Here is an 18,521-nt window from a genome sequence, read left to right as displayed (position 1 = left end):
TCGTCGTACACCGCCGCTCGATGATCACCAGCGGCAGGACACGTCCCGTCTCCAGGGCACTCCTTGAAGAAGATGCGCGATGAAGCGCTGACGCTACTTCCCCTACCGACTACATCTACTTTTCCCCCACCGGCCGTGACAACGAAAGCGGGCTCTCGCATCACCCCGTCGAACTGCCGGGCCAACTCCTCGGGCGTCCGCCCCTTCCGAACCAACTCGACGATGCGCTGCCAGGAGGCCGGCCGCCGGTATGGAGTGGCCACGAACACATCTCGGTGAGAAAGAGAAGCCTCACGGGGACTACGAGCCAGCCTGCCCCGGCGTCGTCGCGGGGTGTGTCGCCCGGCTCATCGCGCGGGACTGCGCACAGAACCCCAACTCCAACTGCACGTTCCAGCTGTGACGATAGGATGCGCGCGTCGCGAACCATCCGCCCTTCGCACTAGCCCTGAGGTACTCGGTCAGCAGGCGACGCACGCGCCAGCGCGGGACACCGAACACGAGCGCCACACGCTGCTGCTCCGGCCGGACCATCGACTCCTCGACACATAGCCACTTGCCGTGGCGACGAGCCCGGTGCAGCGTCCAGCAGCGCGTTAGTTGGTCCGGGCGGATGATGTGCTTTACGACCGGGCGGTTGCTGAAGTAGCAGCGGTGTCCAGCAGCAGACAGCCGGCGAACCAGTTCGGTTTCGCCGCCCATGACGTACTGACCGGGAGCTGGGCCAAGGGCTTCGTTGAACCGGATGCCGCCACGGAAGACGCTTGCCCGGATCATCATGTTCCCCCCCCACACCACCCATGGCACGTCTAGGCCCTCCGGCATGTCGTCGGAGTGAAGGCCAAATGCCACGGCGAGATCCACGTGGCCGAGGACCCACTCTGGGGGCGGGAACGGCCATTCGGGCAAGATCCGGCCCCCAAACACTGCCACTGATGCCTGCTCCGTGGCAACGGCCTTCATGGCCATCAGCCAGTCCCGCGCCGGCAGGACATCGTCGTCCGTGAACACGACGAGGTCGCCTTTGACGTGTGCGAGCGCCAGATTCAGGGCAATGTTCTTCCCTGGCGTCGGGCACGACAGCACGGTGAGTGGCAGTCGGGTCCGATATCGGGCCAGCACCGCGGCCGTGTCGTCGGTGCTGGCGTTGTCGACGGCTATGAGCTCCCACCCTCCGCTTGGTGCGTCCACCCTGCAGAGCGCGTCGCACGTGCGCACCAGCGTCCGCACGCCGTTCCGTGTCGAGAACACGACGGAGATCACCGATAACTCACTCGCTCGGAGCCTCTACGGCCCTCGCCTTGGCCGCCGGGCCGGCAGATCGCCCTCACGCCGCCCGCTCCAAGAGCCGCGCGCACCTGCGCCGGCGTCTGATGCCCATGGCGTTCGCAGAGCCACTCGCGGTTGTACCGGTCCTTGAACTCGAGCAGGGCCACTCGCAACTCCTCAACGGTGTCGAACGTGCGCACCCAGAGCAGTTGCTCCTTGAGCGTGCGGATGAAAGTAGTCACTGACATACTGGCTGCCGTGATCGTGCCGGGCCAGTAGCCCCGCGGGCGATCCCGGTCTCGTAGCCCCCCGAAGAGGGCGTGGACCCCTTGCCGCAGCGGCTCCACCGCCTCGAAGCGCGTCCCAGGCTTGGCCGCGTGCAGCCCGATGCACTCGGCCGCGCAGTGATCCACGACCACGAAGACCGTGGCCGTCCCTCCCGCGTCAGACAGCTCGTCGCATCCATCCCCCACATCTGACCGGCTGCTCCGTGGTGATCGTGCCGTCGTGCGCCTTCGGCCCATGGGTGTGCCCCACGCGCGTAGGCGCCAGCAGGTGCGCCTCGCGCATCAGGCGCAACACCCGGGCCTTCGAGGTCCGCACCCCGTGCCACCGCCGCCGCGCCCAGACCTTACGGTGCCCCTCCCCCAGAAACCCCGCTGCCGCCAGTACCGCCCGGATCTCGGTCAGCAGGATCTCGCCGCTCCAGCGCGGCTTCGGCCCGCGCCGCTGCGGGGCCCGGGCCGGCTCCGCCGCCCGGCTCTTCGCGGCGTACACCGTCGAGCGCGCCACCTCCCACACCCGGCACACCCGCGCCAGACCGTAGACCTGCTGCGTGGGGGGGGGCAGGCCTGGCTCGTTCGCCCCGCCTCCGCGACGCCAAAGGGAGGCCGCCCTCCAGCCGATGGCACCGGTCCAGGAGCAGCTCGTTGTTCATCGTGATCTCCCCGACCTTGGCCCGCAGCCGCTGGATCTCCTCGTCCCGCTCGTCGGCCGGCCGGCTCTTCAACGCCGCCTGGCCACCCGCCAGGAACCGCCACTGCGCCAGCGTCGCTGCCGTCACCCCGAGCTCCCGCGTCACGTTGTCGAGCGCCTCGCCCGGGAGCAGCCGGAGGAGCGTCTCGACCTTCCGCCGCGCCGAGAAGCGCCCGGGCTCCCGGCCGCCGGCCCCGCGCGTGGCCACTGCCGCGCCCGCCCCGGCCTTCCTATCTCTCTTGCGCTTGCTCATGCCCACCTCCCTGGAGGACCATCATGCCCCCAGTGAGGTGTCCAGCGAAACTCTAGAGCCCATTGGCCGCGCTCCGGGGGGTGTTGTCCCAGTTCGGGAGCAGGCAGGGGTGGCTGCGCACCCCCGGTCGCCGGGGCGGCAACAGGTCGGCTTCCACGTCCTCGTAGCGATAGACCGTGGGGAGCCGGCGCCACCGGCTCCACCTCCATCGCATGTTCCCGATCGGATGCCACCACGGAGCCCACGGCCTGAGCGACGGTAGGTCCGCCGTGACGAGGGGATCGAAGCCGTGGTGAGACGCGGGCCAGGTCGCCTCCGCCCGGGCCACGAGGTAGTAGAACGCAATACCCCGGGCCCTCAGGGTGTCGGTGCTCACTCGCTCCATCGCCTCCGGTCTGTTCTCAGCTGTTCAACGCAGTGTAGCGGGGAGCGGGGCGCGCAGCGTCCAGCGGCGGCTCTGAGCGGGCGAGCCCGTAGACGGCGAGCAGCCGCTCGCGCACCGCGGGCCACGCATAGTGCTGGATGGCCTCGAGACCGGCCCCGCGGAGGGAGGCGGCGAGGGCGGGTTCCCCGAGGATCCGCATGGTGGATGCGGCCATCGCCTGAGGGTCGCCGGGGGGGACGAGCAGGGCCGTGCGGCCGTCCTCCACGAGGAACGGCACGCCGCCGACATTCGTGCTCACCACGGGAACGCCCGAGGCCAGGGCCTCGAGGATCGAGATCGGCATGTTGTCCGCGCGGCTCGGGTTGAGCACGAGGTCCGCGCCCGCGTAGAGACCCGCCATGCGTGCGTTGTCGAGGCGGCCCGTGAAGGTCACGGCGGCGGCGATGCCGAGGTCACGGGCCAGGTCCCTGAGCTGGCTGCGGAGCGGGCCCGAGCCCGCCACGCTGAGCCGGGCTCCGGGGAAGGCCGTGCGGAGCGTGGCGAAGGCGCGCAGGGCGGTGGGGATGTCGTAGATGGCCTCGAGGTTCCGGGCGACGACGACGTGCGGGGCAGGGCCGGCTGGGCGCGGCGACGCGGGCCTGAACCGGTGGAGATCGATCACATTGGGAACGATGTGCACGGCGATGCCGCGCCTGCTGAACACGGCCTCGAGGAAGCCCGAGGGCACGATCACCGCGTCAGCCTGGCGCAGCGTCGGCTCGACCCACCGGAAGGATCGGGCGAAGAAGACCTCGGCCTCCCCCCCGCGGTAGTTGACGACCACCGGCACGCCGGCGCGGCGGGCCGCCCGGATCGCCGGCGCGGCGCGGAGATGCCACGCCCAGCCCGAGTTCGCCATGACGTGGACGAGCCCGGCTCCCGGGAGGGCCCGCCGGAGCGCCCGCCGATAGGCGCCGAGACGCCACAGCGCGCGGACTCCGCGGAGCCGGCCGATCCACGCCGGGCGGTACGGGGCATTGGTCGCGACCAGCCTCACGTGCGACCCCTCCTCCTGGAGGAGGCGAGCGAGCTGCTCGGTCTGGTTGGCCATGCCCCCGGACGGCGGAGGGAGCGGGCCGACGAGCACGAGGCGCAGGTCCGAGAAGCCCATCCGCGGTCCGGAGGCTACCAGCAGACGCCGCGGTACGCGCCGGGCAGCGTGTGGCGGTCCGGCAGGTCGACGAGGTCGAGGAGGAAGTGATCGGGCCGACGACGCTCACGCAGCGCGGCCAGCACCGCGTCCGTGCACAGCCCCACGACCAGCACCTGGGCCTCATCCACGAGGCCGGCGAGGTCGTCCGACATGAGGGAGCCCAGGTGCGGGATGCTCTCCTCGATGTAGCGCTGGTTGGCGCCGGTGAGCCGCGAGAGGTTGACGTCCGGGTCGTAGATCCGCAGTTTCAGGCCCTTGCCGATGAAGTGCTCGGCCATGACCACCAGCGGGCTCTCGCGAAGATCGTCGGTGCCGCTCTTGAAGGAGAGCCCGATCATGCCGATGGACTTCTTGCCCGTGGCGAGCACCGTGGCGATGGCGTGGTCGAGATGCGCCTCGTTGCTCTGGGGCACGGCAGAGAGCATGGGAATCGTGACGTCGTGCTGGCCGGCCAGATGGCGCAGCGCCGCGAGATCCTTCGGCAGGCAGGAGCCGCCATAGGCAAAGCCGGGGCGGAGATAGGCGCGGGAAATGTTGAGCCGCGTGTCGGAGCAGACCAGGTCCATGAGCGCGTGCGAGTCGACGCCGAGGGCCTGGCAGACGCGGCCGACCTCGTTGGCGAAGGTGATCTTCAGCGCGTGGAAGGCGTTGCACGCGTACTTGAGCATCTCCGCGGTGCGGATCCCGCACGTCTTGAACTCGCAGGGCAGGTGTCCGAATACCTCGCGCACCGCCGCGACGTCGCGGTCGGAGGCCGCGCCGACCACGGTGAAGGGGGGCGCGTCGTAGTCGCGGATCGACGAGCCCTCGCGCAGGAACTCGGGCTGGAAGCAGAGGCCGAAGCCCGTGCCCGCCCGCTTGCCGGCGTGCTGCTCGATCAAGGGCGCGATCTTCTCCTCCACGGTGCCGGGGACGACCGTGGACCGGATGACGATCACGTGGTATGCCGGCTTCGAGCGCAGGGCCGCGCCGAGCTGCGCCGCGAGCCGCTCGAGCGCCCTGAGATCCTGGCTGCCGTTGCGGCGCGCGGGCGTGCCCACGCAGACGAAGGAGAGATCGGAGTTGTGCACGGCGAAGGCGGCATCGTCGGTGACGTGGACCCGGCCGCTGGCCACGACCTCCCGCATGAGCCGCTGCATGCCCTCCTCCACGATGGGCGTCTGGCCCCGGCGGATCAGGTCGAGCTTGGAGCCGTCGATGTCCACGCCGATCACCTTGTGGCCGTCCCGCGCGAGGCAGGCCAGCGAGACGGCGCCGACGTAGCCGAGCCCGAAGATGCTGATGTTCATGTGCTCGCTCTCCGTCGCGACTTCAGACGCGCGCTGGCGGGCGCCGTCTCCACGCGGTCCGGCGCGCTCGGGAGCCCGGCCAGGAGCCCGTCGAGCATCTCCATGGAACGGGCCCAGCCGTGATGCGAGAGGACGCGGGCGCGCGCCGCGGCGCCGAGCGCCAGGCGCTCGGCTGGCTGCGCCATGAGGCGGAGCAACGCCGCCGCGTACTCCTCGGGCGTGGAGGCCGTGACGAGATGGCGGCCCGGCTCGGCATCGACGCCGCGGGCGGCCACCGGGCTGGTGACGGTCGGAATCCCCATGGCCATGGCCTCGAGGATCTTGTTCTGGGTGCCCCGGGCGATCCTGAGCGGCGCCACCGTGGCCGCCGAGGCGTGGGCGAAGGGGCGTACGTCGGGCACCGAGCCCGTCACCGTGACTCCGGGGAGGCGGCCCAGGCCGAGGATCTCGCGGGACGGGGCAGCACCCACGATGCAGAGCGTCGTCGCCGGGCGCCGGGCGCGGATGAGCGGCCACGTCGTCCGGCAGAAGTCGACCATGCACTCCTGGTTCGGATAGTAGTCCATGCGCCCGATGAAGCTGATGCGGTCGGGGTCATAGGGCGCGGTGGTCGGCTGGAAGTACTCGGTGTCCACGCCGTTGGGGAACCAGCCCGTCGCCGCGGCGATCCCGTAGCCCTTGAGCGTGTCGAGCTCCGCCTGCGTGGTGCACGTGCAGAGGTCGAACTGTGCCGCCAGCCGGCGCTCGGCGGCCTGGAGCTTGAGCCCCTCGAGCCGGTACCCCAGAGACAGCGGGAAGCGGCGCACCCGCGCGTAGGTCAGCCACTTCTGGGAGTCCATGTCGCCGAAGTCCAGGATCTTCGGCATGCCGTGGAGATCGGCCACGTAGGGCGCCACGAAGGCGCAATGCACGAAGACGAGGTCGAAACGGGTGTCCGGCACGGCCTGGCGGATCCGGCGGGACAGGGAGGGTGAGTGGAAGTAGCCCATGGACGAGGGGGCTGGCGTCGGAAGGCGGGCCAGCATCCGTGCCAGCGCGGCAGGGACCGACACGGTCTCCACGAGGAGGCGCGCGCAGTGCTGCTCGAGCCCACGCCCGGCCCGGGCTTCCTCGGCCGAGCGGGCCAGCGAGGCGACCGTGACCTCGTGCCGGCGGCTCAGGTGGCGGATGATGTTGAAGGGCCGGATCTTGCCGCCGCGGCTCGGCGGGAATGGCAGCCGGTGGCAGACGAAGAGGATCTTCATCTGGCTCCGGGCATCGGTCCGATGGGCCCGTCCGTGGCCAGCACCATCTGATCCAGCCAGATGTGCATGTCGCGGCAATTGCCCTGGGTGCCTCCCTTGTAGACGTCCAGCCAGGCGGTGCGGACGTGCAGGTTCTGATGGCCGGGGATCCGGAAGACCATGTTGGTCTTCTCGTAGGCGAGCTGCCCATCCACCCACCCGCGGATGATCCCGTCCGCGACGCCCGGAGTGTTCATCTTCACGAAGGTCTCGACGGCGTACCAGACCTCCCGCACGAACACCCCGGCGTTCATCGCCAGGCCCGTCCGCTCGTTGCTGTTCACCCCGCGCCTGGCTCGCGGCGCGCTGCAGAAGAGGTTCCGCGGATTCCTCTCGCAGGTGCCTCCGCCCGTGTCGAACTGGCCCCAGTAGTCCGAGTCCCACGGGGCGGCGCTGCCGGTGCCCCCGTCCTGGCCGTAGTAGTAGATGTAGCCGCCGAACCGCATCACGGCTCCCGGCTTCGTCGAGCAGACGCCCTTGGTAAAGCCGCCGTGCCGGCCACAGGCGCGGAACTCCGCCCGATGGGACCAGCAGTTGATGCCGTCGCCCCGCTCCCCCCCGTTCCCACACTGGCCGCCCGGGGCTGCTGGATCGCCATTGACCCTGGTGTCGGCGGGGCCGGGGAACTTCCCTCCGTGACCGACGATCGCCCCCTTGTCGTCGCACATGTTCGGCTCCCAGGTGGAACCGAGCTTGATGTAGTAGCGCATGGAGAGCTGCTCGGGCGCGAGGCCGGCGTTCTTGAGCGGCCAGTGCAAGCTCAGCGCCCCGGTCTGCCCCTTGAGCATGTTCACCCGGAGGCACTTGCCCGAGATGCACCCCTCGGTCTCGAGGGCGGTCCGCTGGACGTTGCCGGCCGTGGCCGGAGCGGGGTCGAGGAGCCGCGGGTTTCCCACGTAGCCGCGCGTCCACCAGCCCGACTCCTCCCACGGCTCGCAGAACACGACGTCCTGGCGGGCGGCGAGACCTGTCTCGCTCTCGCAGCCGGGAGGGAGGGCGAGGGCCGGGTTGGCCGGCCACAGCGCGATGGCGAGCGCGGTCAGGATCGCGAGCCTCAAGCTCAGTGTCGGGCTCCTCGGCGAGAAGGGGTGGCTCCTCGAAGACGCAAGTGTAGTATACGGGAGAGAGCCACTGATGCCGATGGATTCCAGCGCCTGTCGCCGCCCGCGGGCGTGCCCGTCGGGAGCGTGCGGACACGTGGGAACGCGGCGCTGCCGACGGCGATGCGGAGGCTGCGAAAAAAATGCGCGATCTGACGCCCCGGGCCGCGACGACGGATCTCGGCGGCGGACCCGGAGCGGGTCGGTGCGGCCGTCACGCACCTTCCCCGGCGGCTGAACGGCGGCGCGCGGTGGGACGAGCGGCGTTCGTCACGATCACGATCGCCCTCGCAGCGATCGTGGCCGCTTCGATTGCGATCGCGGAGCAGTCCCGGACGGTGGGTCGGGTCGACATCCCGCTCAAGCAGTGGGTGGGGCTGGAGATGCCGCTCAGGGGCCGCGGTCCCATGGGCCCGATCAAGCACCTCACGGCTGCTCACAACCCCGACGACGGCCGGATCTACATGACGGGCGGCGATTACAGGGGAACCGAGTTCGACCAGTCCTACCGGCAGGAGACCTGGTCCCTGTCGCTGGGGGAGCGGTGGGCGAGCCGCGCTGACCGCAACGCGGGGTGGAGGCTCGAGTACCCGTACTGCGGCCCGGCCGGCCAGATGCAGCCGAAGCACCCGGACTTCGTGGGCTGGACCTGGGACTCGAAGCGGAAGGTCTTCTGGATGGTGCCGGGTGTGATGGAGGTGGGCACGGCCAACTGTCCGGGGGAGACCGGCGCCCGCACCAGCGACCCCGGGTTCAGGCTCAACCGGATCATGCAGTTCGACCCGGCGGCGCGGCAGTGGCGGGATGTCAGCGGGAACGTGGGGCAGTCCGTCGAGACGTGGATGTCCGTGTACGACCCCAAGAACGACTCGCTCATCCGGTTCGGCTACAGCGGAGGCGGTGGCGCGATGGTGTCCACCTACCGGATCGGCGAGGACCGGTGGGTGAACCGGTCGCTATCGGCCGGCGCCGGGCGGCGCGAGATCCGGATCAACAAGGAGTACCTCGCGGTGGACCACGCCGAGCGGGTCATCTACGCGATCGACGGCGTGGCGGGCCGCCTGTACCGGTATCGAATGGATACGCAGGCGATGGAGGACCTGGGAGCTGTGCCGGGCGGGCCTCATGGACGCGAGAACTACATGTACGTGGTCTGGGACTCGACGAGCAAGGTGTTGCTGTGGTTCCGCTACGATCCGCCGGGCGCAAACGCCTATCATCCGACGACGCGGACGTGGGAGACGATTCCTCTCGCGGGGGACGTTCCGGGCGTGAGGCCGGGTGGGCGCGTGGCGGTGTACGACCCGCTCCACAACGTGACCGTGCTCTTCGGGAGCCACGTGGAGACGTCCCACCTGTTCCTCTACCGCTACGGCGACGGGCCGTGAGGGCGGGCCGGGGGCCCGCGAGGAGCCTCCCCGCTCGGGCGCCGGTCGCGTGGCGGAGCTGTCTGGCGCTGCTGGCTGCGGGGCTGGTCTGGGCGCTCCTCGGGCCGCGAGTGGGCGCGGAGAGGGCGTTCCCGGACGTTCCGCCCGGCACCTGGGTCGAGCTGCCGGACACCAGGCTGGACTCGGTGCTCTGGCGAGACGGTGCCGGGAGGAGCCTCAGCGCTCTCAAGGGATCCGGCGGCCCCGCGTCCATCGTGACCGCCTGGAACGGCGCCGCCTGGGACGAGGCTCGCGATCTCCTGTTCATCCTGGCCGCCGGGGGCGACAGTGACTACGCCGGCAACGAGGTCTACGCCTTCGACCTCGCCGCGCGGCGCTGGCGGCGGGAGTTCGATCCCACCGTCGGGCTGATCCCGTACCTCCAGCGACTGGGCCCGCAGGAGTCGGACCCCAAGAGCTCGACGCCCCCCCCGAGCAGGTACACGGATGCCAACGGCGTCTACCCCGCCTCCCGCCACACCTACAATGGGCTCACCCACATGCCCAGCGTGAACAGGACGTGGGTGGCGGGCGGGTCGCGGTGGTGGGCCGGGGCCGAGATCAACGACGTGTTCCTCTGGGACCATCCCGCGAAGCGCTGGGAGTACCTGGCGCGCGATCCGCTGCCCGCCTACTTCCTCGGGATCGTCTCGACCTGGGACTCGGTGCGGAGCCGGGTCCTCTACCACGACGCCGGGCGCCTCCGGGCATTCGATCCCTCGGCGCCCCCCGGATCGCGTCACTCGACGCTCGACGACGGCCAGCAGCCCAACGACACCGCGAACCGCTTCTATACCGCGCTCTTCGACCCCCGGCGCCGTCGCTTCGTGATGGCAGGGCCGCGCGGCCTCTTCTACTACGACTTCGCGGCGGGGCGGGAGGGAAGCCTGAAGCGCCGGGCTCTGCGACTCGGCGGGGCGCCGTGGCCCCAGCTCTACGCTCCCGGCTTCGCCCACGATCCCGTGGGCGACCGCTACGCGGCCTACGGGGGCGGCAACAGGGTGTACTTCGTCGATCCCGACACCGGCGCCGTGACCGTGGAGACCGGGGGCGGTGCCGTCATGACCCCCGCGCCGCCCAACGGCACCTTCGGCCGCTTTCGCTTCTCCCGCTCGCGGGGGGTGTTCCTCGTCGTGAACGGCATCGACCAGAACGTCCGGGTGTACAGGCCAGCGGCGCGCCCGCAGCCCGGCCGATGAGGGAGCCGGCTCGCCGATCGCGAGCGGCCCATCTCCGTCGGCCGCGCAGGCCCGTCGTGTGGCGGGTGTTCGCGCAGTGGCTGCTCGTGGCGGCGGCCGCGGCGGGCGCCGCGCGGCCCGCCGCGGGGGGCGAGATCGGGCCGGGGGCAGACTGGTGCGCCGCCCTGCGGATGCTGAAGCCCGGAGAGGAGCTGTCGCTTCGCGCCGGGGACTACCAGGGGCCGTGCGGGATCCGCGCCGGGGGGGCGCCGGGGGCGCCGGTCGTGCTGCGCGCCGCCGATCCCGCGCGCCGCCCGCGCATCGTCTACCAGGGCTCGACCTCCAACGTCCTCGAGATCCGCGCCAGCCACGTGATCGTCCGGGGCCTCGAGTTCGGTCCGAGCCTCCCCGGCGTGGACGCGGTCAGGGTGTTCGGCGGCGAGGAGGTGACCGTCGAGGAGTGTCGCTTCCTCGGGCCGGGCGGCATCGCCGTGGTGGCCAACCACGCCAGCGTGCGGGGCTTGACCGTTCGGCGGAACGAGATCCTCTCCCCGTGGACCACCGCCATGTACTTCGGCTGCCACGACGGCCGGTCGTGCACGGTCTCGGACCTGCTCGTGGAGCGGAACTTCGTCCGGGACGTGACAGCTCCGGACCCGCAGATCGGCTACGGTGTGCAGATCAAGGCCAACTCGTCCGGGATCGTCAGGGACAACGTGATCGTGGACACCAAGGGGCCGGGGATCATGGTGTACGGCGCCGGCGAGGCGCGAGGCCCGAGTCTCGTCGAGCGCAACCTGGTCATGGGCTCCCGGAGCTCGTCGGGCATCGTGGTCGGGGGTGGGCCGGCCGTGGTCCGGAACAACATCGCCGTGGGGAATGCCGTGGCCGGCATCGGCCTCGAGGACTTCCGGGGCCGCGGCTGGCTGCGGGGCGTGGTCGTGGCGCACAACACGATCTACGCCAACGGAGCGGCGGGGATCCAGCTCCCCAGCAATGGCCCCCTGGAGGTCGTCATCGTCAACAACGCCGTGAACGCCCGGGCGGGCACGCCGGCCCTCCCCCTCCAGCGGACGGGCGTGACGCTGGCGGGCAACGTGGACTGCTCGGTCACGGCGTGCTTCGCCCGGCCGGAGGCGGGTGATTTCTCCCCGCTCGCAGGGTCGGCGCTGGGGCATGGGACCGCGGGCGCGGGGACGCGCCTGCTCCAGCCAGGCGACGACTTCTTCGGCGTCCGGAGGGGCGTGGCCCCGATTCCGGGCGCGATCGAGCGCGCTGCCGGCCCCGTTCCCCTGGGCATCAAGCCCTGAGGCCGGCCGCGCGCGATTGCAGCTCCGGAATGAGGCACGCCCTCTTCGTCGCCTTCCATTACCCGCCGGAGTCCAGCAGCAGCGGCGTCCTCCGTACGCTCAAGTACACGCGCTACCTCGGCGCCCATGGCTGGCGGGTGACGGTGCTGACCGTGCGCCCGGACGCCTACGAGGTGGTGGACCCGGCGCTCATGCGTCAGGTCCCGCCCGAGGTGCGCGTCGTCCGCACGGCCTATCTCGACAGCAAGCGCCATCTGTCCGTGAGGGGCCTGCACCTGGCGCTGACGGCCATTCCCGACCGGTGGATCGGCTGGTGGCCATGGGGGGTGAGGGCCGGGAGGCGTATTCTCAGGGACGACCCGCCGGAGCTCATCTACTCGACCAGTCCCCACGCCACGGCGCATCTCATCGCCGCCTCGCTGGCGCGCACGGGACGTGTTCCCTGGGTGACGGACTTCCGTGACCCGTGGTACGAGGATCCGCCGGAGCCCGGCACGCCCCGGGTGGTGCACAGGGCGGCGCGGCGGCTCGAGCGCATGGTGGTTCGCCGGGCCGCCCTCGTGATCGGCAGCACCCGTCGGCTGCGGGACGTGCTCGCGGCGCGCTATCCCGACGAGCCCCCGGTCAAGTTCGCCGCCATCCCGAACGGCTTCGACGAGGCCGATTTCACCGCGCTGCCGCTGGCCGAGCGGTCGTCGGGAGACGAGCTGGTCGTGGTCCACGCCGGCAACGTCAATGCCGAGTTCCGCGACCCCCGGCCGGTCTTCGAGGCGGTGGGGGAGGCCGTGGCGGCGGGGGACATCGATCCGGGCCGGCTGCGGTTCAGGTTCCTGGGCGGCGGGCCCTACGGTGAGTCGGCCGCTGTGGCCGGCGCGGTGACAGCGGCCGGGCTGACGGGACGGGTGCAGTTCCTCCCGCGGGTGCCCTACGACGCGGCCCTGCGCGAGCTCACCGGCGCCGACATGCTTCTCCTGCTGCAGGCGTCGGCCGACACGGTCGACCTGGTGCCCGCGAAGCTCTTCGAGTACCTGCGCGCCGGACGGCCGGTCCTCGCGGTGGTCCGGCCCGGCGCCACCACGGAGGTGCTCGCGCAGGTGGGTGGCGGCTGGGCCGTGGATCCCAGGGACGGAGCCGGGCTGCGCCAGGCGCTCGTCGCGGCCTGCGCGGCCTGGCGGGCCGGCCATCTCGGCGGGATGGCGGCGAGTGCGGGGCGGCTCCAGGGCTTCAGCAGGGCGCAGCTGACGGCCGAGCTGGCCCGGCACTTCGACCGGCTGGTGCGAGGACCGGGGCCGGCAGCCTGACGCCCGTGTCCGGCGCGGCCCGGCCCCGGAAGCGTCAGGGGGGTCACCGGGTGGCCGGGGAGGGATGGCGGGACGGCGACCGCAGGACGTCCTCGTAGGCCGCGCGGTAGGCCTCCACGACGCGGTCCCACGAGTAGTCCCTGAGGGCTGTCTCCTGCCCGCGCGCCGCCAGCGCGGCGCAGAGGGCCCGGTCGGTGTCCAGCCGCATCATGGCCTCGGCGAGCGCGTCCGCATCGTCGGGCTCCACGAGGAGCCCGGTCTCGCCGTGCCGCACGAATTCCGGGATCCCGCCGACGCGGGTGGCGATCACCGCCTTGCCGAAGGACATCGCCTCGAGGAGCACGAGGCCGAAGGCCTCTTCCCGGGCGGTGTGGACGAAGAAGCTGGCGCGCGGGTAGAACTGCAAGGCCGCCGCGTGCGACATCTCACCCGCGAAGACCACGCGGGCGCCGACGCCCGACTCCCGCGCCAGCCTCGCGAGCGCCGCGGCCTCCGGGCCGTCCCCGACGACGACCACGTCGAGGGGGTGACCGCGATCCTGCGCCAGCCCCGCCGCCCGGACCAGGACGTCGTAGCCCTTGCGCGGGATGAGGCTTCCCACCGCGAGCACGAAGCGGTCCGGCAGCGTCGGCGACGGGGGCAGAGCGGCCGCCGGCAGGGGCCCAGCGACGGCGGGATTGCCGTTGAGGATGACGCGGGTGCCGGCGCGGAGCGCAGGGTACACCGTCTTCACCGTCCGCAGGAGGTCCCCCGACACGGCGGTCACGAGGTCCGCACCCGCCAGCACCAGCCGCACCAGCAGGCGGTACCGGGTGCCGCGACGCCGCAGCCCATACCCATCGGTTCCGTGAAAGGTGGCCAGGAGCTTCCAGCGGCTGAACGGGCGCAGGGCGACGAAGTAGAGCGAGGCGGGGATGGTGAAGTGCAGGTGCACGACGTCCACGCGCTCCCGTCGCAGGAAGGACCAGAGATGCCAGAGGGTGAGGGGGAGCATCGCCCAGAAGCCGGCGAACGCCTTCAGCCGGGAGGACTCCGGCCACATGCGCCTGAGGTAGATCGCGTGGAGGCCGGGCGCCCCCTCCTGCGGGACCACCCGGTTGCTGTCCCCGGCCACCAGGACCAGCGCCTGCCAGCCCGTGGCCGTGAGCCCTTCCTGGAGCCTCAGCACGAACGTGGTGAGTCCGGCCGTGCCCAGACGGTACGGGTGCACGAGCACGGCCTTCATGGCGCCTACAGCTTCTCGGTGAGGACGCGAAGAATCTCCTCGTAGGACAGCATGGCTTCCATCTCGCCGACGCTGAACGACACCTGGAAGTCCTGCTCGAGGCTGAGGCAGAGGTTGATGTGGGTCAGGGAGTCCCACGATTCGGTGCTGTCCATCGCCGTCTCGCCGTCGATGGCCAGCGGGTCCAGGTCGAGGACATCGGCCATGATCTGCTTGACTCGGTCTTCCATGTCTCCGGGCATCTCCAGGGTAGGTGCGGCGTGGGCCAGTCCCGCGGCGGTCCCGGCTGTCAGCGCGCGGAGGGGTCCGAGACGACCTTCATCCAGTCGGGATGCCGGACGGGCTCCCCGGCGAGGTCGAGGATCCAGGAGGTCTCCCCGGGCTCCTCGCCGGACTCGCGGCGGAAACCGTGGCGCAGGTAGAGATCGCGGACCGGGAGGTTCTTGGCCGTGGGAACGATGCGACCGCGGACACGCCGGCTGCCCAGGCGGAGCGCGTGCTCGCACACGTGCGCCAGCATCGCCGTCTCGACGGTGCGCCCGATCACGCGGCAGCTGAGCAGGAGCGAGTCGACCTCCATCTCGTCGGCCTCGGCGCGTGCCATCACGACGCCGACGATGCCGTTGTCGCCGAAGCGGTCCCGCACCTGGACCGTACGCACCAGCCACGCCGGGCTCGCCTGGCGCTCGAGGAGGTCCGCCTCGCTGTACCGGATGGTCGTCACGTTGAACTGGTTCGTCTTCTGGGTCAGCTGCGCCGCACGCGCCACCGAGCCGTCGCGCACCGGGGCGAGGATCACCTCCATCTCGAGCCGCCGGTAGAAGTCCTCCAGCGAGCCGCTCTCGGCGCGGAGCGCCTCGGCCTGGTCGCGCTGCTGGTACAGCTCGGCGCGCCGGAGATCCTCGGCGGAGACGCTCAGGCCGTCGAAGTACCCGGGCTCGAGGAGGGCCCGGACGAAGTGCTCCGGCCGCGCGGGCAGGGGCAGGACGGTCACCGCCGGCAGGGCATGGGCGACTTCGTCACACTCGGCGGGATTGTCGTCGGCGAAGAGCACGTGGTCGAGGGCGATGTTGAGGTGCGCGGCGATCTCTGCGAGAGACCGGCTCTTGGCGCCCCAGCCGACGCGGAGGACGGAGAAGTCCTGCGGGCGCAGCACCATGTGCGGATGCGTGGCGAGGAGCTCGTCGACGTCGTCGGGGTTGTTCTTGCTGGCCACGGCCAGGATGACGCCCCGCTGGCGGAGGCCGCGGATCGCCCGCTGGAAGGCCACGTAGGCGCTCCCGGGGTAGTCGGGTCCGAGCTTTATCCCCGTGGGCCCGTCCTCGCCGAGGATCCCTCCCCACAGCGTGTTGTCGAGGTCGAGGACGAGGCACTTCTTGGCCTTTCCGGCCAGCGCGCGGAAGAACTTCACGTGCTCGCGGGCCAGCTCCGGCAGCACCGCCTGCCCGATCGGGGCCTTCGCGTAGTGATCCATCCGGTCGTCGTACCACCGGAGCGCGCCCGCGCGGTGGACGAGACCCGCGTAGTCGACGGCGTAGGCGCCTCGGGTCTCGCGGCAGAGGCGGGCCAGCTCGGCGTTGAGCATGCCGACCATCTCGGCCTGGCCGGGGCCGAGGTGCCCATCGAGGATCCCGAGGTGGCGCCACGTGGGCGGGGCGAAGTTGTGGACCAGGAGCGTCGCGGCCGAGCGGTCGCGGAACGCCCTCACGAGCGTGGCCAGCTCCTGCCCGGCCTCGGCCACCGCCTGCCCGAGGCGGTCGTCGCCCTCCGGCGCCTCGTGGGCGTACAGCACGGGGGCGACGTCCTTGCCTTCCAGGGCGAGCACGACGACATCGGGGGAGAAGGCGTAGAGGCCGGAGTCCGCGCCGAGGAGCTCCTGGCGGAACTGGGAGAAGCCCGCCTGGTGGATCTGCAGGTGCAGCCCCTCGAGGAAGCCCAGCGCGATCAGCAGGTCGTGGATGAACTCGATGGAGAAGGACGAGAGGAGGGCCACCCTCAGCGGGGCGAGCCCCAGACGCTCCGCCGCTGCGTTCTCGATCGCCCGGCGGATGAAGGCCGCCGCGGCTCCCTGGGAGGGCTGGCCCAGCAGTGTCCGGGCCGCCCGCCTGGCCGCCGCGAGGTCGCTGCCGTCGAGAGCCGCACGGAGGGCGCGGCGGGCCTCGGCCGCGGTCGATGCGTCATGCGTCATAGCAGTACACTCCGTGCTCGGCGAGCCAGCGGCCCGCCGCCAGGACGTCTCGCGCGTTGAGGAGGATCAGGTCAAGTCCGCCCACCCGGCCCTGCGCCCACCTGCCCCGCTGCCGGAGGACGGGACGGAGCTTCTCGAGGTTCCGTCGGCGCGACACCGCAGGATCGAAGAGACGCGTCTTGGTCAGGAGGATTCCGCCCGTCTCGTCCCGGCTCTCGAGGGCGATCTCGTCCTTCGTGAAGGGCGAGATCGGCATGCCCGGCTCGAGCATCTCCTCGACGCAGTGGAAGAGCGTCATCGAGTCGATGTCCGCCCCCAGGAAGAGGACGCGGCCGTCCCGCTCGAGGAGCCGCGCAAAGGGACTGCCTTCACCGCAGGGCGTCCGCGCCAGGTGGTGAGTGGCGATCATCTCCGCCGCGCGGGCCCCCCAGGCCGCCACCGGGTGGGTCGGGTGGACGCTGCGCACGACGCCCGCGGAGCGGCGGAACAGCTCGGTGAGCAGGCCGACCCGCGAGGGCGTCCGCCGGACGTCGAAGATCTCCCCTCGCGACACGTACTCGACGGCGGTCACGGTGAAGGGGAGCGTCGGCATCAGCAGGGTGCCGGTGGGGCCCACCGCCTCCTGGAGCACGCGGAGCACGTCGGTGGGCTTGCCGGCGAACCCCGCGAACCGGTCGAAAGAGCTGTGAACCATCACCACGTCGCCCGGGGCGACGCCGAGTCGCTGGACCGCGGCCGCCAGGTCGTCGGGCCCGAAGGCCCGCCAGCGGCGGAGATAGGCCAGCCGCAGCCGCTTGCGCCATCCCTTGAGCCGCTCCTTGGCTCCCTTCGGGAGGAGAGCCACGATCCCCCGCGCCGCGGTGCTCATGTGCCGCTGTTCGGGCCCAGGCGCTCCTGCAGGAGCAGGCCGTCGAGGAGGTACTTGGTGGCCCAGTTCGGATAGCCCGCCGTCATGTAGCTTCCGAGCAGCGGGAACGAGCCCCCGATGGCGCCGTCCAGCGCGGGATCCGGTGAGCCCAGGAGCTGGTGCGCCTTGAGATGGTCGAGCAGGCGGTCGGCCGCCGTCCGGTACCCGGGCTCTGACGTCTGCTGGGAGAGCCGCAAGCAGACGACGGCGAGCTGGGCGCTCCCCGTCAGGCACGAGGAGAACGTGGCCGGCTCCCAGTTGGAGAAGAAGCACCCGTGGAGGAAGCCCCCGCGCGAGATCCGCCCGATGAGCGGCGCGAGGCCACTCCGGACAGCGTCCACCAGATCCTGGCGCCCCGCGAGAAGGCCGATCTCGAGGAGCCCCTGCAGGGTGTATCCGATGGTGTGGGTCAGCGGCGCCTCGGGGTCCGTCAGGCAGTTGTTCGCGAACCATCCGTTGGGGTGCTGCTGGCCGGCCGCCGCCTCGGCGGCCCTGAGGGCGACCTTGGCGTAGCGGTCGTCGCCGGAGTCCTCGGCGAAGCGCCAGAGGGCCCAGCCACAGAGGCAGTTGTAGGTCTTGATGCGGTGCTGGGCCACGAAGGTGCCGTGGGAGCGGAAGTGCCCGTCACCGTCCAGGTCGGCCACGAGGAAATCGGCGGCCCGCCGGCCTGCCTCGAGGAAGCCTGTCTCGCCGGTGGCCCGGTAGGCCGCGGTGTATCCGTGCAACACCATGCCCGTGTTGAACACGGCGGGCACCTGCCGGTCGGGGGCGCAGACGGTGCCGCCCTGGACCGCGCCCGACGGCATCTGGACCTGGATCTCCCAGGCGGCCATCCGGAGCGCACGCTGCCGGACATCGTCCCGGCCGAACACCTCGGCGAACTCGAGGAGGGAGGGAATGATGTAGCCCGTGGTCTCCGGGTACGAGGGAAGCCAGCCGGCAGTGGTGTCCGGAAGGCACGGAAAGTACCCGAGCGAGACGCCGTCGTCCGGGGTGACCGACTGCGCCCGGAGGAGCCAGCCCACGGCGGCCTCGGCGCGCTGGCGCCCCTCCCCCCGGACAGGCCGCGCAGCGCCGAGCGCGAAGCGCAGGTAGTCCCGGGCGAGCACGCGGGCGAAAGGGCGTCTCCGGGGCTGGCCCAGGAACGCCAGCCGGGAGATGTGGCGCCGGAGCGCCCAGTACCGCTCCCGCGGGCCCGCCCGCAGCGCGATTCGCGCGACCGTCCCGACTCTCACCGGT

15 protein-coding genes and 1 pseudogene are annotated in these 18,521 nt (G+C 71.5%); 4 read left to right on the top strand and 12 right to left on the bottom strand.

Annotated elements, in window-relative coordinates; translation table 11 throughout:
* Positions 1-300: 300 nt before the first annotated feature.
* The 7 genes and pseudogenes from HYV93_13985 to HYV93_13955 form a co-directional block, all read right to left on the bottom strand.
* Entirely contained in the window at positions 301-1,263 is a 963-nt protein-coding gene (locus tag HYV93_13985) for a glycosyltransferase family 2 protein (protein MBI2527080.1), read from the bottom strand.
* An 83-nt stretch (positions 1,264-1,346) separates the two neighbouring features.
* A pseudogene (locus HYV93_13980) lies at positions 1,347-2,452 on the bottom strand (transposase).
* Positions 2,453-2,549: 97 nt separating this feature from the next.
* Positions 2,550-2,873: a hypothetical protein gene (locus HYV93_13975; GenBank protein ID MBI2527079.1), complete on the bottom strand. Its 324-nt coding sequence runs from the start codon at positions 2,871-2,873 to the stop codon at positions 2,550-2,552.
* Between the two features lie 25 nt (positions 2,874-2,898).
* Positions 2,899-4,032, bottom strand: coding sequence for a glycosyltransferase family 4 protein (locus tag HYV93_13970; GenBank protein ID MBI2527078.1), 1,134 nt, complete (start codon positions 4,030-4,032; stop codon positions 2,899-2,901).
* Positions 4,033-4,046: 14 nt separating this feature from the next.
* On the bottom strand, positions 4,047-5,363 hold the full coding sequence (locus tag HYV93_13965; protein MBI2527077.1) for a UDP-glucose/GDP-mannose dehydrogenase family protein: 1,317 nt from the start codon (positions 5,361-5,363) through the stop codon (positions 4,047-4,049).
* Complete coding sequence (locus HYV93_13960; protein MBI2527076.1) at positions 5,360-6,607, bottom strand: TIGR03087 family PEP-CTERM/XrtA system glycosyltransferase; 1,248 nt, start codon at positions 6,605-6,607, stop codon at positions 5,360-5,362. Before HYV93_13960 ends, HYV93_13965 begins: the two co-directional genes overlap by 4 nt.
* Positions 6,604-7,704, bottom strand: a complete 1,101-nt coding sequence (locus HYV93_13955; protein ID MBI2527075.1) for a hypothetical protein — start codon at positions 7,702-7,704, stop codon at positions 6,604-6,606. The genes HYV93_13960 and HYV93_13955 overlap by 4 nt, the downstream gene beginning before the upstream one ends.
* A 293-nt stretch (positions 7,705-7,997) precedes the next feature.
* Between HYV93_13955 and HYV93_13950 the strand changes: the two genes are divergently transcribed.
* The 4 genes from HYV93_13950 to HYV93_13935 are packed head-to-tail and all read left to right on the top strand — an operon-like array spanning position 7,998 to position 12,962.
* Positions 7,998-9,134, top strand: a complete 1,137-nt coding sequence (locus tag HYV93_13950; protein ID MBI2527074.1) for a hypothetical protein — start codon at positions 7,998-8,000, stop codon at positions 9,132-9,134.
* Positions 9,131-10,372 carry a hypothetical protein gene (locus HYV93_13945; GenBank protein MBI2527073.1) on the top strand — a complete coding sequence of 414 codons (1,242 nt, stop codon included), beginning with the start codon at positions 9,131-9,133 and terminating at the stop codon, positions 10,370-10,372. The genes HYV93_13950 and HYV93_13945 overlap by 4 nt, the downstream gene beginning before the upstream one ends.
* A 56-nt stretch (positions 10,373-10,428) precedes the next feature.
* On the top strand, positions 10,429-11,661 hold the full coding sequence (locus HYV93_13940) for a right-handed parallel beta-helix repeat-containing protein (protein MBI2527072.1): 1,233 nt from the start codon (positions 10,429-10,431) through the stop codon (positions 11,659-11,661).
* Positions 11,662-11,690: 29 nt separating this feature from the next.
* The gene (locus tag HYV93_13935; GenBank protein ID MBI2527071.1) at positions 11,691-12,962 is read left to right on the top strand and encodes a glycosyltransferase family 4 protein; all 1,272 of its coding nucleotides are present in this window, start codon (positions 11,691-11,693) and stop codon (positions 12,960-12,962) included.
* Between the two features lie 43 nt (positions 12,963-13,005).
* Here HYV93_13935 and HYV93_13930 read toward each other — a convergent pair whose 3' ends face one another.
* The 5 genes from HYV93_13930 to HYV93_13910 are packed head-to-tail and all read right to left on the bottom strand — an operon-like array spanning position 13,006 to position 18,517.
* A complete protein-coding gene (locus tag HYV93_13930) occupies positions 13,006-14,187 on the bottom strand; it encodes a glycosyltransferase family 4 protein (GenBank protein MBI2527070.1) in 1,182 nt (393 codons plus the stop codon).
* A gap of 5 nt (positions 14,188-14,192) precedes the next feature.
* Positions 14,193-14,417, bottom strand: coding sequence for an acyl carrier protein (locus tag HYV93_13925; GenBank protein ID MBI2527069.1), 225 nt, complete (start codon positions 14,415-14,417; stop codon positions 14,193-14,195).
* A 59-nt stretch (positions 14,418-14,476) separates the two neighbouring features.
* On the bottom strand, positions 14,477-16,375 hold the full coding sequence (locus HYV93_13920) for an HAD-IIIC family phosphatase (protein ID MBI2527068.1): 1,899 nt from the start codon (positions 16,373-16,375) through the stop codon (positions 14,477-14,479).
* Entirely contained in the window at positions 16,365-17,243 is an 879-nt protein-coding gene (locus HYV93_13915) for an AAC(3) family N-acetyltransferase (GenBank protein ID MBI2527067.1), read from the bottom strand. The genes HYV93_13920 and HYV93_13915 overlap by 11 nt, the downstream gene beginning before the upstream one ends.
* Positions 17,240-18,517 carry a hypothetical protein gene (locus HYV93_13910; protein ID MBI2527066.1) on the bottom strand — a complete coding sequence of 426 codons (1,278 nt, stop codon included), beginning with the start codon at positions 18,515-18,517 and terminating at the stop codon, positions 17,240-17,242. The genes HYV93_13915 and HYV93_13910 overlap by 4 nt, the downstream gene beginning before the upstream one ends.
* Positions 18,518-18,521 lie beyond the last annotated feature (4 nt).

This window comes from Candidatus Rokuibacteriota bacterium, from assembly GCA_016188005.1.
In the GTDB taxonomy this organism is placed as follows: domain Bacteria; phylum Methylomirabilota; class Methylomirabilia; order Rokubacteriales; family CSP1-6; genus UBA12499.
This window is presented reverse-complemented; position numbering and strand designations above follow the sequence as displayed.

Excerpts from the sequence above, each read along its gene's own strand:
- HYV93_13970 (MBI2527078.1), bottom strand. The coding sequence starts at position 4,032 with ATGGGCTTCTCGGACCTGCGCCTCGTGCTCGTCGGCCCGCTCCCTCCG.
- HYV93_13965 (MBI2527077.1), bottom strand. The coding sequence starts at position 5,363 with ATGAACATCAGCATCTTCGGGCTCGGCTACGTCGGCGCCGTCTCGCTG.
- HYV93_13960 (MBI2527076.1), bottom strand. The coding sequence starts at position 6,607 with ATGAAGATCCTCTTCGTCTGCCACCGGCTGCCATTCCCGCCGAGCCGC.
- HYV93_13935 (MBI2527071.1), top strand. The coding sequence starts at position 11,691 with ATGAGGCACGCCCTCTTCGTCGCCTTCCATTACCCGCCGGAGTCCAGC.
- HYV93_13930 (MBI2527070.1), bottom strand. The coding sequence starts at position 14,187 with ATGAAGGCCGTGCTCGTGCACCCGTACCGTCTGGGCACGGCCGGACTC.
- HYV93_13925 (MBI2527069.1), bottom strand. The coding sequence starts at position 14,417 with ATGGAAGACCGAGTCAAGCAGATCATGGCCGATGTCCTCGACCTGGAC.
- HYV93_13920 (MBI2527068.1), bottom strand. The coding sequence starts at position 16,375 with ATGACGCATGACGCATCGACCGCGGCCGAGGCCCGCCGCGCCCTCCGT.
- HYV93_13915 (MBI2527067.1), bottom strand. The coding sequence starts at position 17,243 with ATGAGCACCGCGGCGCGGGGGATCGTGGCTCTCCTCCCGAAGGGAGCC.